We start from the raw sequence: 17,103 nt of genomic DNA on the forward strand, positions 1-17,103 counted from the left end.
TTGCCAAAGCATTTTGGCAGGCTTTTCTTTATGTGTTTGCTATAATAAATAATTAGGCAATCGAAAAGGAAGTGGAAAACATTTGGATAGTATGAAAAGATATATGCGCTTTGTGAAGCCATATACTTGGGAATTAATTTTAACGATTATTATCGGTATTTTAAAATTTGCAATACCGTTATTTATTCCGTTGCTAATACAAATTGTCATTGATGATATTATTGGCTCAAATACGCTGACACAGGTGGAAAAAACAACACAGCTTGTTTATTGGCTAGGTGGAACATTAATCGTGTTCTTTATTATTCGACCACCAATTGAATATTATCGCCAATATTTTGCGCAAAATGTCAGCAATAAAGTGTTATTTGATATACGGAAGGAATTGTATACACATTTACAAAAGCTAAGCTTAAAGTATTATTCTAATACAAGAGCAGGAGAAGTTATTTCGCGCATTATTAATGATGTAGAGCAAACGAAAAACTTCATCATGATAGGGCTGATGAACTTATGGTTGGACCTAGTAACTATTTTAATTGCAGTAGCAATCATGTTAACGCTGGATGTTAAGCTAACGTTAGTCGCGTTAATTTCGTTTCCACTCTATGCTTTCAGCGTCAAATACTTCTTCGGCAAATTGCGTGATTTAACGCGCAAACGCTCGCAGGCTTTAGCAGGAGTGCAAAGCTATTTACATGAACGTGTAGCAGGGATTAGCATTATTAAAAGCTTTACATTAGAGCGCCATGAGCAAAAAATATTTGATGAGACGAATGGAGAATTTTTAGATAAGGCGTTAGATCATTCAAGATGGAATGCAAAATCATTTGCAGTTGTCAATACGATTACGGATATGGCTCCGTTGCTAGTCATTGGATACGCAGGTTATCAGGTAATACATGACAATTTGTCGCTTGGGGTAATGGTCGCATTTATTGCCTATATTGAACGTTTATATGGACCGCTGCGTCGACTTGTCAGCTCATCGACAACGTTGACACAGTCGATTGCATCGATGGATCGCGTTTTCGAGTTATTTGATGAAAAATACGATATTGTTGATCAAAAAGAGGCTCAACCTTTAAAAAATGTAGCAGGACAAGTGTCATTTCAAGATGTTGTGTTTCGCTATGAGGATGAAGGAGAAAATGTTTTACAAAATATTAATTTTAATATTCAAGCAGGCGAAACGGCAGCCTTTGTCGGTATGAGTGGTGGCGGTAAATCAACAATTGTCAGCTTAATCCCAAGATTTTATGATGTCAAATCAGGTGCTGTTGTAATTGATGGCAAGGATGTTCAAGAGGTGACATTAGAATCGTTACGCTCCCAAATTGGTATCGTGTTACAGGACAATATTTTATTTAGCGATTCAGTCAGACATAATATTTTAATGGGCAAGCCAGATGCGACGGAGGAAGAAATTATTGCAGCGGCTAAGGCGGCAAACGCGCATGATTTTATTATGAATTTGCCAAATGGCTATAACACACAAGTAGGTGAGCGTGGTGTCAAGCTATCTGGAGGACAAAAACAGCGTATTGCTATCGCGCGTGTATTTTTGAAAAATCCACCTATACTCGTACTAGATGAGGCAACATCAGCGCTGGATTTAGAAAGTGAAGCGTTAATTCAAGAATCACTAGAACGCTTAGCACATAACCGTACAACCATTATTATCGCACACCGTTTATCAACGATTACACATGCGGATAAAATTTTCGTTATCGAGCATGGACAACTTGTTGAGGAAGGCAATCATGAGCAGCTGATGGAGCAGCAAGGAGCTTATTATAATTTGTTCCAAGTGCAGAAATTATAGAGGGGAGCCACTGTAAAGCTGAGGAGGATAGTATCATATGAAAAAGACAATATGTTGATTTTTTATGTATACGAAGATGCTATTGAAAATATAGAAGTTGATGCTTCGATTAAGGAAGCGTTGAATGGCTTGTGACATTACGAATAAATTAGCTAACAAAAAGTTGCGGGGAATTTCCCTGCAACTTTTTGTTATGAGAGGTGGAGCGAATGGAATTAATAGAGCTAAATGATTTGATTGATAGCGCTGTTTATGAGTTTTGTTGCGCAGTATATTACAATGATTTGGAAAATAGAAGTCATTGGAATGCCAATTCGCTCTTTGTGAAATGGGAGGAATTTGGTGTACTTGCTCCTTATTTAGATATGATTTTTCCACATTATCATTATTTTGGTCCACAAAAAATTAGATTGTTGGAGTGAGAGAAGGTGAAAGAACTTTATTTTGCTTCAAATAATCAACATACACTGATGTCAAACTTTTTTGTAGGCATTGATCAATGGCTTGCGAAAGAAAACAATAGCGCAGAGTATTTTTGGATTTTAGGTGTGTAATTTAAAAAGACGCTTGGAGTGATTTTACTCTAAGCGTCTTTTTACCAATGAAGGGTAGGAAATAAAATTATTTAAAGCTAGACATTTCCAATTTTTTAAAATAAAATAAAGATTGATTAATCAATCAATTTATTGGTGAGGTGTTTTTATGAAAAATATAGCAAGATTAAAAAAAGAAAAGTATCATTTATGGGCGTTTCCAATAAGTAAGCTTATCTCGTCATTTGGTGCACTTGTTTATGCCTTTGCAGTGAGCTTGTATATTTTACAGCAAACAGGCTCTGCTACAAGCTTTGCATTAAGCTTGATTTGCAGTATAGTTCCACGCGCACTTGTAGCACCATTTGCAGGGTATATGGCGGATAATTGCTCAAGAAAAGCGATTGTACTTACAGGACAAATAACAATTATAATAGCGATTAGTGGATTGTTGAGCGTTAGTTTAGTAGTAGGATTATCTCCCTTAGCAATATACATAACGACGATTATTACATCTATTGCTTCTCAATTTTTAAGCATCGCATTGAGCGCCTCTATTACAAAGCTTTTCAATGCAGAAAACGTCCAAAGAGCGATGTCCTTTAATCAAATTGCCATTTCCTTATCTTCAATCGCTAGCCCGGTCATTGCAGGTATACTGTACGGCTATATATCAATGGCTGTATTTTTAACTGTTTATATTGGAACAACAACGCTGGCAGTAGCGCTAAATGCAACGATGGATTTTCATTTATTTGCAGCAAAAACAGAAGAGCATTTGAAAGAATCAATATGGCAAAGCATGAGAATGGGGGTTATTTATTTAAAATCACAGCCACTGATTTTACCAATGCTTTGGGTTGTCTTTGTGAATAATTTTTTATTTGGTGCCTTTAACATAGGTTACTCTTATACACTTATTGAAATTTTGCAAATGCAAACACAGCATTTTGGTTTGACAGAGGCAGCATATGCTATTGGGATGCTGTTGATGTCCATTTGGCTATCAGCACCGAAAAGAGCAGTGAAGTTCCCTGTTTTAGTAGCAAAACGTTGTATGATAGGCATGGGAATAACGATGATGGGGGTTACACTTCCGTTGTTTTTTGAAATTTCTTATATAAGCGTTGTTATCTACTATATGGTGCTAATGTTTGCGATTGGACTATTAGAGCTTTTAGTCAATATACCGTTACAGGTGATGCTACAAAAAGCTGTGGATGATGAGTTTAAGGGGCGTATTTTTTCGTTAACTGAAACAATGTCAATGGCATTGATGCCACTTGGAAGTGTTGTGTATGGCTATCTTTATGATGTATTCCCCGCTCAATGGATATTTATTATTTCTAGTTTATTGTTAATAAGTGTTATTATTATTTTAATAAAACCATCCTATATTCACAAAGCTCATCCAGAGTTAAGCAATGTATGAAAGCATACGTATTAATTAATAAGGGAGGAGTTGCTTTGAGCAAACTAAAAATCTTAATTAATATTTGTGCTGCCTGTGTATGGGTAGCAAGCTGCTCTACCTCTTCTCCTGATTGGGCTTATAATTTTGTTGTTTGGAATGACTTTATGTATGTGGTAAGCGATGAATATACAGAGAATATAGGTGGTGTAATAGGTGAAGTCACTAAATTTTCTGACTCAGAAGGTATTTATTCTGGGAACTTTTCGAATAAGCTTGAAGAAGGTACTAAATATTATGAAGTGGAGGGTGATAGTACAGATGTATCCATAGCCATTGAGGAGGGCTCTCGATACAGGATTGCATATCGAAATGGAGAATATAAGAAGTAGATTGTTATAAAAGTACAGCAATTAAAATTCCCTCCCTATAATTTTGACAAATGATTTTACACTGCTATTTTTCTTAATTCAAGGTGAATATTTATTAATCCGAAATTTATTTTTAATAATCGTTATTATTATTTTAATAAAGTAGCCTTCTATTCAAAACATTTATATAAAATAAAATACTCATAGAATAGCAAGGCTATTATAGTTAGGATGTGAAATTCGAAATCTTAAAAGTGATTTCGGATTTTTTTGTAGAATAATAATTACAGAATTTTCTGTACAAGGAATGTAAAATCGAATATATTATAAATTAACAAACTATTCAAAATAATGAATGCGGTTTCGAAACGATTGGTAACAGTTTTATTTTGACAACGAGGGGGCAGCTAGATGAGCCGAAAACAAATTCTTGAAGTGAGAGATTTAGAAACAAGCTTCTTTACTGACGATGGGAGAATTGCTGCTGTTGACCATATTAGCTTTTCTGTAGAGGAAGGTGAAATTCTAGCTATCGTAGGAGAGTCTGGCTGTGGCAAAAGCGTTACATCACTATCAATTATGGGGCTAGTGCCAAGTCCACCAGGGAAAATTACGAATGGTGAAATTTTATTGGATGGCAAAAACTTAGCTACTCTTTCTGAAAGAGAAATGCGGCGGATTAGAGGGAAGGATGTCGCAATGATATTTCAGGAGCCAATGACCTCTTTAAATCCATTATTTACAATTGGCAATCAAATGACAGAAGCAATACGTATTCATCATAAAAAATGGACAAAAAAGCAAGTACAGGAACGTGCAGTTGAAATGATGAAGCTAGTAGGCTTACCACGCGCAGAGGAATTGCTCAAGGAGTATCCCCATCAATTATCTGGCGGGATGAGACAAAGGGTAATGATCGCGATGGCACTTGTTTGCGATCCGAAGGTATTGATAGCAGACGAGCCAACAACGGCATTAGACGTAACAATCCAAGCGCAAATTTTAAAGTTGATGAAAGAATTAAATACAAGATTACAAACAGCTGTTTTGTTAATTACACACGATTTAGGCGTTGTCGCTGAAACATGCGAGCGCGTTATTGTGATGTACGCTGGACAAATTGTAGAGCAAGCACCTGTCCAAGAAATTTTTGAAAATCCGCAGCATCCATATACAAAAGGGCTAATTCAATCAGTACCCGATATGCGTTATAAAAAGGATGCACTTTATTCCATTCCAGGCAATGTACCAAAGCCTGGCTCCATTCAACAAGGCTGCCGTTTTGCACCACGCTGTGAGTATGCATTCGAACGTTGTCACATGGAAAACCCAACGCTTTATAGCAAATCAGAGGTGCATACAGCACGCTGCTTTTTACTAGATGCAACTGCTGAAGGAGCGTTTCATGTGGAGATAGGAGGACAGGTTGATGGCGAACGTACTGTTGAAAGTTGAGAATTTAACGAAGTATTTTCCGATTCGAGCAGGAATGCTAGCTCGCAAAGTAGGGGATGTAAAAGCAGTCAACGACATATCATTTGAAGTATACGAGGGAGAAACATTAGGAATTGTAGGAGAGTCCGGTTGTGGAAAGTCAACAACAGGGCGTGTCATTATGCGCCTACATGAGCCGACAAGTGGAAAAATTACATTTGATGGTGTTGAATTGACTTCATTATCAAACGAGGAAATGCGCAAGGCGAGACGCGATATTCAAATGGTGTTTCAAGACCCATATGCGTCGTTAAACCCACGTCACACAATAGAAAAAATTTTGGAGGAGCCGTTAATTGTGCATGGTATTGGCACAGCTGAGGAGCGGCGACGCAAAGTGATTGAATACTTAGAAGTAGTTGGTTTAAGCGCCTATCATGCAAAGCGTTATCCACATCAATTTAGCGGTGGTCAACGTCAGCGTATCGGTATTGCAAGAGCCTTAATGACAAATCCGAAGCTGATTATTGCGGATGAGCCCGTATCAGCGCTGGATGTATCGATTCAGGCACAAGTTTTAAATTTAATGCAAAAGCTGCAAGAAGATTTAAAACTGACATATATTTTTATTGCACATGATTTAGGCGTTGTTCGTCATATTAGCGATCGCGTCGGTGTGATGTACCTTGGGAGAATGGTAGAGCTCGCAAATAGTGAGGATTTATATGCAGAGCCATTGCACCCCTATTCGCAAGCACTATTATCTGCTGTGCCAATTCCAGACCCTAATTATGAGCGTGAGCAAGTTATTTTAACAGGGGATATTCCAAGCCCTTCAAATCCGCCAACTGGCTGTGCTTTTCATACGCGTTGCCCAATGGCGATGGATATTTGTAAGCAGCAGGTTCCACAGTTTAAGGAAGCTAAAACAGGTCATTCTGTTGCCTGTCATTTGTATGAATGATAGGTAGCGATGATATATAGATATATAACATTTAGGAGGGGTTCATTTGAAAAAGAAATTTTGGCTACTCGGTTTTATGTTATTGGCACTTTCCATCTTTTTAGTAGCATGTGGTACTGATAAAGAGAATGAAGGTAATAGTTCTACACCAAGTACAGATAGTACAGATGATGGCGGTAAAGAGGAAGCTTCGTCAAAGCCTCAAATTTTAGTATTTGGTCGTGGCGGCGATTCCGTATCTTTAGATCCCGGAATCGTAACAGATGGTGAATCATTTAAAGTAACACAAAATCTTTTTGAGACATTATTAAACTTTGGTGAGGATGATACAACAATTCACCCTGGTTTAGCAAAAGAATGGAGCATTAGTGAAGATGGTTTAACCTACACATTCCAATTACAGGAAGGCGTTAAATTCCACGATGGCACGGACTTCAATGCAGAGGCAGTAGTGAAAAACGTCAACCGCTGGAAAGGTGGTAAGGAGGACGATTTCTATTACTTCAACTCAATGTTCAAAGCTGAAGGGCAAGATATTATTGCAGATGTAAAGGCTGAAGGTGATTATACAGTTGTTTTCACATTATCCCGTCAGCAAGCACCATTCTTAAAAAATCTTGCGATGAGTCCGTTCGGTATTGCATCTCCAACTGCATTTGAAGCAGCAGGTGATAAGTTTGGAGACGAACCAGTAGGAACAGGTCCATTTAAATTTGTCGATTGGAAGCGCAATGATTCAATTACAATTGAAAAGTTTGCTGATTACTGGCAAGAGGGGCTACCAAAACTTGATAAAGTTATTTTCCGTTCAATTCCAGATAACTCAGCACGCTTAAATGATTTAGTAGCAGGTAATATTGATTTAGCTGATGGTATTAATCCATCTGATGGCGCAACGATTGAATCAAACGCAGCTTTACAGTTAATTGAGCGACCATCTATGAATATTGGTTACTTAGGTTTAACGAGCACACGTAAACCATTCGATAATAAATTAGTACGTCAAGCGGTAAACTATGCAATAGATAAACAAGCAATTGTGGATGCATTCTTTGAAGGGCGTGCTGAAGTAGCGAAAAATCCAATGCCACCTTCAATTAGCGGTTACAATGATGATATCGAAGCATACCCATATGATCCAGAAAAAGCAAAAGCTTTATTAGCTGAAGCGGGCTATGATGGTGCACCAATCGAGCTTTGGGCAATGCCTGTACCACGTCCATATATGCCGGACGGTGCAAAAGTAGCAGAAGTTATCCAAAAAAATCTTGAGGATGTAGGCATGCCAGCGAAAATTGTCACATATGAATGGGCAACGTATTTAGATAAAGCGAAAAACGGTGAAGCAGATGCATTTATGCTAGGTTGGACAGGTGATAATGGTGACGCTGACAACTTTATCTATACTTTATTAGATGAAGACAATATTGGCAGCAACAACTACACGTACTTCAAAAATGATGAAATGCATAAATTGTTAATTCAAGCACAGTCTGAAACTGATGAAAATGTACGTAACGAGCTTTACAAGCAAGCACAAGTAATCATTCATGAAGAAGCACCATGGGTTCCTTTAGCGCACTCAACACCATTGCTTGGTGCAAAGGCAGAAGTGAAAGGCTTTAAAGCGCATCCAACAGGCTCTGACAAATTATTAAATGTATCAATTGAATAGAAATTAGTAGAATAGGGCTATCGAAAAGGTCTTACCTTTCCTGATAGCCCAATCTTCTATATGAAGTAGATAGATTTAGTATTTTTGAGAATATAACCATTTTGACGCAATGACAACTTAGTGTTTGAAAAGTGGTGTATTCGTCTACTTTTTCAACACTGCTACTAACAACAAGATTTTATGGAGAGGTGAAGAATCATGCTTCACTATATTGGCAAACGTTTGTTACATTTAATACCAGTGTTACTTGGGATGACATTTATTGTATTTTTAATTATTCGAGCAATTCCAGGAGATCCAGCACAAGTAATTTTAGGACAGCAAGCAACAGCTGAAGCAATTGCTGCATTACGTGATAAGCTCGGCTTAAATAATCCTTGGTACATACAATACTTCGATTATTTAAAAGGCATCTTTACAGGGGATTTAGGTGAATCTTTACGAACGAGACAGGCAATTGTAACAGAAGTATGGCCTTATTTAGCTGCAACATTTGAACTAGCTATTTTTGCGATGATTATTGCTGTTATTGTTGGAATGAATGCAGGTATTATTTCAGCATGGTTTCAAAATTCATGGTTCGATTATATTGCGATGGTTATCGCACTAATTGGCGTATCTATGCCGATTTTTTGGCTAGGTTTAATGGAACAATGGATTTTTAGTGTGAATTTAGGTTGGTTACCAACATCCGGTCGTGAAGAGGTGCGGGATCCTGTAACGGCAATTACGCATTTATATTTAATTGATACGTTAATGCAAGGGCGTTTTGATCAATTTATTGTGACGATAAAGCATTTAATTTTACCTGGACTTGCACTAGCTACAATTCCAACAGCGATTATTGCACGTATGACAAGAGCTTCAATGTTGGAAGTAATGCGCTCAGATTATGTGCGTACAGCACGCTCAAAAGGGCAAAAAATGTTTGTTGTTATTTATAAGCATGCGCTGAAAAATGCATTAATTCCTGTATTAACAATCGTTGGTTTACAGATGGGGATGCTATTAGGTGGAGCTATTTTAACGGAAACCATTTTTAGCTGGCCAGGCATTGGTCGCTATATATATGAGGCAATAGGTTATCGTGACTATCCAGTCATTCAGTCCGGTATTTTAATCGTAGCCTTTTTATTCATCATGATTAATTTGATTGTTGATATTTTATACACTGTCATTGATTCAAGGATCAAATACAACTAGAGGAGGGGAAAATATGTCTGAAATTGCAACAAAACCAAATGTGAATATGGCTCAGCAAGACAAAGTTGCTGGACCTTGGAAAGAGGCATGGCGCAGCTTTCGTAAAAATAAATCAGCGCTAATTGGAACAGCTATTGTCATATTTTTCATCCTTCTAGCCATTATAGGTCCAATATTTGCGCCACAGGGCATTAACGATCAAAATTTATCGCAACGTTTATTGCCACCATCATCTGAATTTTGGTTTGGCACGGACGATTTAGGTAGAGATATTTTTTCACGTATTTTGCATGGTGCACGTATTTCTTTAACAGTTGGATTCTTTGCGGTTATTTTATCTGCAACAGCAGGGAGCTTTTTAGGAATTATTGCAGGTTACTATGGCAGATGGATTGATACAATTATTTCACGTATTTTTGATATTATGCTAGCATTCCCTAGCATTTTATTAGCCATTGCAGTTGTATCGATTTTAGGTCCATCTTTACGCAATGCATTAATTGCCATTGCTATTATTAATATACCTAACTTTGGGCGTTTAATTCGTTCGCGAGTATTATCAATTAAAGAAGAGGAATATATTCATGCAGCGAAAGCTGTCGGTATGAAAAATGCACGTATTTTATGGCGGCATATTTTGCCCAATTCTATGACGCCTGTTATCGTACAAGGAACTTTAGCAATTGCAACAGCGATTATTGAAGCAGCAGCATTAGGCTTTTTAGGGTTAGGCGCTGAAGCACCACAGCCTGAATGGGGAAAAATGCTTGCAGATGCACGGATTTTCTTATTGAATGCACCATGGGCAATGATATTTCCTGGTCTTGCGATTATGCTGACGGTTGTCGGCTTTAATTTAATGGGTGATGGCTTGCGAGATGCGCTTGATCCGAAGATGAAAAATTAAAAGAAGGCGGGTGGAAAAGGAACTCCTTTTCCACCCGCCTTCTTCATTAATAAAAATCGGTCTCTAAATCAATATTTGCCTCTTCGCTATGGTAGTTTCGATAAGCCATAATTAATCTATCTAAATGCTCTAAGTTTTCCTCATAATCTAAAATACGCGATAAAATATAAAGCAAATGATAGCTTGAAAACTCTTCTTCACCCTCTGTTTCCTTGGCGATTGTAATTTGTTTAATAAATAAATCCATTACTTCCGTGCGCTGTAGATGCTCCTCATGTCGCACCCATGAAGAATGGTCTGCCCGTAGTTTACCCGTAAATTTCAAGAGAAGCTGTTCATGGTATGTTAACAATAAATCGATGCGCTCTTGAATTAACATAAGAATAGAGGATGGTAAATGTGATAATTCATTTTCATGCTTGTGCAGACGCTGCAACAGCTCTAAACTTTTTTGAGATACGGTAATCATTTGACGATAAATTACAAGCTTTCTTGCTTTCACATATTTTTGATTTTTAATATAGCGACGTTCTTCTTTATATAGCTCATACAGCACTTCAATTTGAGAAAGTCGTGATTTTAACTTAGTTAAAGCCGTTTTTGTTGATGTATGCTCACTTGCTTGACGAACGGCAAGACGTGCCCAGCGAATAATATCATCCTGCGTAGAATCAATGCTTGTAAATAGCTTAATTTCGTAGCGAGGTGGTAAGAAAACCAGATTGACAATAAACGCCGCGAACACGCCGACCATGACCGTTGTAAAACGAATAAGCGCAAAGGTTAAAAAGTCATCTCCTTGAAACTCCATAATCGCAACAACTGTTACGAGTGCTAGCGTTAAGGATTTTTCCAACTTAAACTTCATCATAATCCCGATCACAAGTATTGCAGCGATGCCGATTGCTACTAGCTGATGACCAAATAATAGACCGAATACAACCGCTACAACCGCACCAATTAAGTTTCCTTGCACTTGCTCTAAAATGGTTAAATATGAGCGATAAATAGATGGCTGAATGGCAAAAATAGCAGCAATTCCAGCGAATACAGGTGATGGTAGATTACATAATTCAGCTAAAAATAGAGCAAAAACAATTGCCACACCTGTTTTTAAAATGCGAGCACCGAATTTCATACTAGGGCTCCCCCTTTTCATTTAGTTAAAGCCCAATTAGCCTCTAAAAGATGAAAGAATCGCATTCTTTCACTTGTTAAGCTTGACGAGTAAGGAAACAGAATTGTTATTGATTAGAGCTCCACTTTATAGCTGTGAAAAGGCATAATCAACTGCTGCGAGTGTTTCTATAATATCATCCTCTGTATGCTCAGTCGTTAAGAACCAAGCCTCATACTTAGAAGGAGCTAAATTGATACCTTGTGAAAGCATAAGCTTGAAGAAGCGACCGAAAATTTCACCATCAGCTTTTTCTGCTTGCTCATAATTTACTACCTTTTCATCTGTAAAGTAAATAGTTAATGCACCTTTTAGGCGATTTACCGTAATCGTTATGTCATGCTTCTTGGCAGCTTCTAAAATACCCTTTTCTAAAATAGCACCAAGTCGATCCATTTCCTCATAAATCCCCGGTTGCTTCAGTACTTCTAAACATGCGATACCTGCCTGCATAGAGGCAGGATTTCCAGCCATTGTACCTGCTTGATAAGCTGGTCCTAATGGTGCGACTGTTTCCATAATTTCCTTTTTTCCGCCATATGCACCGATTGGAAGACCACCCCCAATTACTTTGCCAAGTGCTACTAAATCAGGTGTCAAACCAAGCATCGTATGTGCAGCCCCATAATGGAAGCGGAATGCTGTAATAATTTCATCATGAATTGTTAACGCCCCATATTCTTTAGCCATTTCATGTACAAGCTCTAAAAAGCCTGGCTTTGGCTCAACGATACCGAAATTGCCAACAATCGGCTCGATTAAAATACCTGCTATTTGCTCACCCCAACGCTCCATTGCATGTTTAAATGCCTCTGGATCATTGAATGGTACTGTAATGACCTCTGTTGCGACGCTCTCAGGTACACCAGCAGAGTCAGGTGAGCCTAATGTGGCTGGGCCAGAACCAGCAGCTACTAATACTTGGTCAAAATGACCATGGTAACAGCCAGCAAATTTAATCATTTTTGTGCGACCAGTGTAAGCACGAGCAATACGAACTGTTGTCATCACCGCCTCTGTTCCAGAGTTGTTAAAGCGAACTTTATCTAATGTTGGAATCGCTTCTTTAAGCATTTTGGCAAATGTTACTTCATGCTCTGTTGCTGTACCAAAAAGCACACCTGTCTCAGCTGCATGTGCAATTGCTTTTGCGATATGCGGATGGCCATGTCCAGTAACGATGGGACCATATGCTGCTAAATAATCGATATAGCGGTTGCCATCAATATCATAAAAATAAGCACCTTTCCCGTATGCCATTGCGACAGGCGCACCACCACCAACCGCTTTATAAGAGCGCGATGGGCTGTTAACACCACCGACGATATGTTGTAATGCTTCTTCATGTAAAGCTTCTGATTTTGCGTATCTCATGTTTGTTCCTCCAAATAATTTAATTCCTCTCTATTGTAGACCGAATTTTCATTTCATGCCAAAGAATTTGAAAGGTTTCGCATAGTTCGGTACGATAGAGGAGAGAGGAGTGGTAACAGTGACATTATTACATACACAAGCACCAAATTTTACATTGAATAATGAGCAAGGACAGCCAGTGCAATTAAGTGATTTTTTAGGAAAGAATGTGGTGCTATATTTCTACCCTAAAGATATGACGCCAGGCTGCACAACAGAAGCTTGTGATTTCCGTGATGCCTATGCTGATTTTTCAAAGTTAAATGCAGTTATTTTAGGTATTAGCGCAGATGATGCGAAAAAGCATACGAAGTTTATTGAAAAGTATAATTTACCTTTTTCATTATTAGTAGATAGTGACCACTCGGTAGCAGAGGCTTATGGTGTGTGGGTGCTGAAAAAAATGTATGGCCGAGAATTTATGGGTATAGAGCGTTCAACCTTTTTAATTAATGAAAAAGGGGTTATCGCAAAAGAATGGCGCAAAGTACGTGTGAAAAATCATATTGAGGATGTTTTAACCTATTTACAAGATGGAGGCGAAGAGTAATGCAAGTATATTTTACATTCGAACCAAGAGAAGATTTGCGAAAGCCTTTAGTGGCAGAGTTTCCGGAAGTAAATTTTGTATTTGATGCGAAGTTGCGTGAAGAGCAATTAGCAGAAGCTGAAATTGTCTTTACATATGGGGAAGATTTAACAACGGAAAATATTGCACTTGCTAATAAATTGCAATGGATTTTCGTTGCATCAGCTGGCGTAGAAAAAATGCCTGCTCAAGCGATTGCTGAGCGTGATATTGCCGTTTCAAATGTACGTGGCATTCATAAAAGACCGATGACAGAATCGGTGTTAGCCCATATTTTAGCATTGAAGCGCGGTTTGCCTTTTATTTATGAGCAGCAGAAGAAGGGTGAGTGGAATAAAAAGACGAGCCTTTCAGAGTTAAATGGCTCTACTGCTTTAATTATTGGCCCAGGTGCAATTGGTGCGGAGATTGGTCGTATTTTACAGGCATTTGGTGTGCATACAATTGGCTGTAATCGTAGTGGACAGCCGGTTGAATCAATGGGCGAAACGCATATGATTAAAGATTTGCATGAGCATTTGCCAAAAGCAGATATCGTTATTTCCATGTTGCCAAGCACTGAAGAAACAAAACATTTACTGACATATGAGCATTTTGAGTTGATGAAAGACACAGCTATTTTCATGAATTTTGGTCGAGGCAATGTAGTGAAGGAAGACGAGCTAGTACGTGCGCTAAAAAATAAGTTAATCGGACATGCGGTTTTAGACGTTTTTGAGGTAGAGCCATTACCAGCTAATAGTGAGCTATGGAAGCTAGATAATGTAACGGTTTCTCCGCATTTTTCTAGCCATTCATCTCGCTATGTTGAACGCGCATTGGAAATTTTTAAACCAAGTTTGAAAAAATGGTTAAACGGTGAACGAGATTTAGAAAATAAAATGGATTTATTGAGAGGCTATTAACTCTAATTGAGAATTTATGAATATTAAATGAGAAATGTAGATATATTGCATAGAAATAGTTGAAAGTATCACTATATTAACTCTTAGCTAACAATGCATGCTTCTGCGGTAGTCATACTATTCTCAGCGCAAAGACGTGTGTGGAAAATTCTTTTCACACACGTCTTTATTGACAGAATACAGTTGAATTCGTTACACTAATTATAACAATTATAAATTAATAATTATGTATGAAAAGAGGTGCATGGCGATGTCTAAAATGCATTTAAACATTGCGCTAGACACGTTAAAGGCTACTGGTGTAAGGATTACTCCACAACGTCATGCGATTTTAGAGTATTTAATTCAGTCAATGAATCACCCGACCGCAGATGATATATATAAAGCGCTTGAAGATAGGTTTCCAAACATGAGTGTCGCAACAGTTTATAACAATTTACGTGTATTCCGAGAAGTAGGACTTGTGAAAGAGCTTACTTATGGAGATGCAGCAAGTAGATTCGATTTTGCGACAGGTGATCACTACCATATGATTTGTGAAACTTGTGGTAAAATCGTGGACTTCCATTACCCAGGCTTAAATGAAGTAGAGCATTTTGCTTCACATGTGACAGGATTTACAGTAAATTCACATCGTTTAGAAGTATACGGTACATGTCCAAGCTGTATGGAAAATGAAGCAAAAGAAGCGTTATAAAGAAAGTGTCCCGAAATTTCGGGACATTTTTTTATAAAAAATAAAATATTCTAAATATATTGACAAAAAGAAATGAATCATATACTATGCTATTTAATAATAAATTTTAAGCATCGATTGGAAATAGTAAAAATGTTAGTGTACTTATAGAGAGCTGATGGTTGGTGAAAATCAGCAGACACACATTTTGAACTCGTCCATGAGCTATTCCCTGAACTTATAGTAAGGGCAATCGGATTCCTCCGTTAACAGGACAGGCAGTGTTAGCTGCTGATAAGATGGGCTTTTTCGTAATGGAGAAGTCAACTAGAGTGGTACCGCGAGCATAAACTCGTCTCTATTAATTTAGAGGCGGGTTTTTTTGTTTTTATCCAGCCGAGAGGCATCATTAATTTTTACAATAAAAAAAGGAGTGTTGGAAAATGAGCAGAAAAATTTGGGTGTTTGATACGACGTTACGTGATGGGGAACAAGTACCAGGTGCAAAATTAAATTTATTTGAAAAAGTAGAAATTGCCCAACAGCTAAAAAAATTAGGTGTTGATATTATTGAAGCTGGTTTTCCAGCCTCTTCTCAAGGCGATTTTGATGCGGTAAAAGCAGTTGCAGAAAGAGTTGGAAATACGAGCGATATTATGATTACGGCATTAGCGCGCGCTGTGAAAGCAGACATTGATTCTGTTTATAACGCAGTAAAATATGCACAAAATCCAATGATTCATATGGTGCTAGGTACTTCGGATATTCATGTTGAGAAAAAATTTAGCAAATCTAAAGATCAAATTTTACAAATCGGTATCGATGCCGTTAAATATGCAAAAACATTATTGCCACAAGTGCAATATTCGACAGAGGATGCATCACGCTCGGACTTTGAATATTTATGGAAAACGATTGAAGCGGTTATGAAGGCTGGTGCGACAATGATTAACGTACCTGATACGGTAGGCTATGCAGAGCCTGAGCAATGGGGTGAAATGATTGGCAAACTTGCCTATCGCATGAAAAATACAGATGATTCTGTACTGCTATCTGTACACTGCCACAATGATTTAGGGATGGCAACAGCCAATACGTTAGCTGCTATTAAAAATGGGGCTGATAAAGTGGAATGTACGATTAATGGAATCGGTGAACGTGCAGGAAATGCAGCACTAGAGGAAGTCGTTATGGCAATTAAAACGCGTGGAGACATATACAATGTACACACGAATATTAATACGAAGGAAATTATGAATACATCTCGCCTTGTATCGAGCTTTATGGGGCTTGATGTACAAGTGAATAAGGCGATTACAGGAGATAATGCTTTCGCCCATTCATCGGGTATTCATCAAGATGGCTTATTAAAATCGCGTGATGCCTATGAAATTGTTCACCCAGAGGATGTAGGGCTAGAAGATATGGAATTAGTATTAACAGCGCGTTCTGGTCGACATGCGGTGAAAAATGCACTGGAGAAATTAGGATTTACAAATCTTTCGGCAGATGAATTTGAAGGCATTTTCGAAGGCTTCTTAAAGCTAGCTGATGCCAAAAAAGAAGTGTATGATCACGATTTATATGTCATTGTTGAAGATTATTATGAAAAGCATAATGCAAATCATGCTAATGCGACACATTACAGCGAGCAATTTTTCAGCTTTGACGATTTACAAGTCGTCAGCAATGCAAGCTTCCCATCAGCTAGTGTGAAAATACGTAAGGGTGAAGAGGTATTTAAGTCAAGTGCTGTTGGCTCAGGTCCTATTGATGCCCTGTATTCGGCTATTGCTAGTATTACAAACGTCAATGTTAAACTAATCGAGTACAATATCAACAGCGTATCGCGCGGGCAAGAAGCTTTAGGGAAAGTAAAAATTACAGTAGAGCATGAAGGGGAAAAATTTATTGCAAAGGCTGCTGACACAGATATTTTAAAAGCAAGTGCACTCGCATATATTAATGCGATCAACAGCATTATCGTTTCTAAATTTATACCGATTGCAAATTAATCTAA

General features: G+C 38.0%; 16 protein-coding genes and 1 other annotated feature. Of the genes, 14 read left to right on the plus strand and 2 right to left on the minus strand.

Annotation, left to right across the window (positions count from 1 at the left end; translation table 11 throughout):
- The first annotated feature begins 82 nt into the window (after window positions 1-82).
- From R6U77_RS09100 to R6U77_RS09145, 10 genes are all read left to right on the plus strand, one after another.
- A complete protein-coding gene (locus R6U77_RS09100; RefSeq protein ID WP_319838240.1) occupies window positions 83-1,825 on the plus strand; it encodes an ABC transporter ATP-binding protein in 1,743 nt (580 codons plus the stop codon).
- 209 nt (window positions 1,826-2,034) lie between these two features.
- Window positions 2,035-2,247 (plus strand): hypothetical protein, encoded by a 213-nt coding sequence (locus R6U77_RS09105; RefSeq protein ID WP_319838241.1) that lies wholly within the window; start codon window positions 2,035-2,037, stop codon window positions 2,245-2,247.
- A gap of 6 nt (window positions 2,248-2,253) precedes the next feature.
- Window positions 2,254-2,379, plus strand: coding sequence for a hypothetical protein (locus R6U77_RS09110; protein ID WP_319838242.1), 126 nt, complete (start codon window positions 2,254-2,256; stop codon window positions 2,377-2,379).
- A gap of 148 nt (window positions 2,380-2,527) precedes the next feature.
- On the plus strand, window positions 2,528-3,790 hold the full coding sequence (locus R6U77_RS09115) for an MFS transporter (protein ID WP_319838243.1): 1,263 nt from the start codon (window positions 2,528-2,530) through the stop codon (window positions 3,788-3,790).
- Between the two features lie 35 nt (window positions 3,791-3,825).
- Window positions 3,826-4,161 carry a hypothetical protein gene (locus tag R6U77_RS09120; RefSeq protein WP_319838244.1) on the plus strand — a complete coding sequence of 112 codons (336 nt, stop codon included), beginning with the start codon at window positions 3,826-3,828 and terminating at the stop codon, window positions 4,159-4,161.
- A gap of 390 nt (window positions 4,162-4,551) precedes the next feature.
- Window positions 4,552-5,595: an ABC transporter ATP-binding protein gene (locus tag R6U77_RS09125; RefSeq protein WP_319838245.1), complete on the plus strand. Its 1,044-nt coding sequence runs from the start codon at window positions 4,552-4,554 to the stop codon at window positions 5,593-5,595.
- Window positions 5,570-6,538: an ABC transporter ATP-binding protein gene (locus R6U77_RS09130; RefSeq protein WP_319838246.1), complete on the plus strand. Its 969-nt coding sequence runs from the start codon at window positions 5,570-5,572 to the stop codon at window positions 6,536-6,538. The genes R6U77_RS09125 and R6U77_RS09130 overlap by 26 nt, the downstream gene beginning before the upstream one ends.
- 76 nt (window positions 6,539-6,614) lie before the next feature.
- Window positions 6,615-8,213: an ABC transporter substrate-binding protein gene (locus R6U77_RS09135; protein ID WP_319838361.1), complete on the plus strand. Its 1,599-nt coding sequence runs from the start codon at window positions 6,615-6,617 to the stop codon at window positions 8,211-8,213.
- A gap of 198 nt (window positions 8,214-8,411) precedes the next feature.
- Complete coding sequence (locus tag R6U77_RS09140) at window positions 8,412-9,416, plus strand: ABC transporter permease (protein WP_293927358.1); 1,005 nt, start codon at window positions 8,412-8,414, stop codon at window positions 9,414-9,416.
- Between the two features lie 13 nt (window positions 9,417-9,429).
- On the plus strand, window positions 9,430-10,323 hold the full coding sequence (locus R6U77_RS09145) for an ABC transporter permease (protein WP_293927356.1): 894 nt from the start codon (window positions 9,430-9,432) through the stop codon (window positions 10,321-10,323).
- 46 nt (window positions 10,324-10,369) lie between these two features.
- On the opposite strand, the gene R6U77_RS09150 is transcribed toward R6U77_RS09145, so the two are convergent.
- A complete protein-coding gene (locus R6U77_RS09150) occupies window positions 10,370-11,461 on the minus strand; it encodes an FUSC family protein (RefSeq protein WP_293927354.1) in 1,092 nt (363 codons plus the stop codon).
- Window positions 11,462-11,587: 126 nt separating this feature from the next.
- Window positions 11,588-12,874, minus strand: coding sequence for a glutamate-1-semialdehyde 2,1-aminomutase (locus R6U77_RS09155; RefSeq protein ID WP_293927351.1), 1,287 nt, complete (start codon window positions 12,872-12,874; stop codon window positions 11,588-11,590).
- A 118-nt stretch (window positions 12,875-12,992) separates the two neighbouring features.
- Here R6U77_RS09155 and bcp point away from each other — a divergent pair, with 118 nt between their 5' ends.
- From bcp to R6U77_RS09175, 4 genes are all read left to right on the plus strand, one after another.
- Window positions 12,993-13,463 carry a thioredoxin-dependent thiol peroxidase gene (gene bcp, locus R6U77_RS09160; RefSeq protein WP_293927349.1) on the plus strand — a complete coding sequence of 157 codons (471 nt, stop codon included), beginning with the start codon at window positions 12,993-12,995 and terminating at the stop codon, window positions 13,461-13,463.
- Window positions 13,463-14,407, plus strand: a complete 945-nt coding sequence (locus R6U77_RS09165) for a D-2-hydroxyacid dehydrogenase (RefSeq protein ID WP_319838247.1) — start codon at window positions 13,463-13,465, stop codon at window positions 14,405-14,407. The genes bcp and R6U77_RS09165 overlap by 1 nt, the downstream gene beginning before the upstream one ends.
- Window positions 14,408-14,657: 250 nt before the next feature.
- Window positions 14,658-15,104 (plus strand): peroxide-responsive transcriptional repressor PerR, encoded by a 447-nt coding sequence (perR, locus tag R6U77_RS09170; RefSeq protein ID WP_293927345.1) that lies wholly within the window; start codon window positions 14,658-14,660, stop codon window positions 15,102-15,104.
- A 104-nt stretch (window positions 15,105-15,208) separates the two neighbouring features.
- Window positions 15,209-15,446 (plus strand) — a binding site (T-box leader).
- A gap of 80 nt (window positions 15,447-15,526) precedes the next feature.
- Complete coding sequence (locus R6U77_RS09175; RefSeq protein ID WP_319838248.1) at window positions 15,527-17,098, plus strand: 2-isopropylmalate synthase; 1,572 nt, start codon at window positions 15,527-15,529, stop codon at window positions 17,096-17,098.
- Window positions 17,099-17,103: the final 5 nt, after the last annotated feature.

It is taken from the genome of Lysinibacillus louembei, assembly GCF_033880585.1.
Lineage (GTDB): Bacteria > Bacillota > Bacilli > Bacillales_A > Planococcaceae > Metasolibacillus > Metasolibacillus louembei.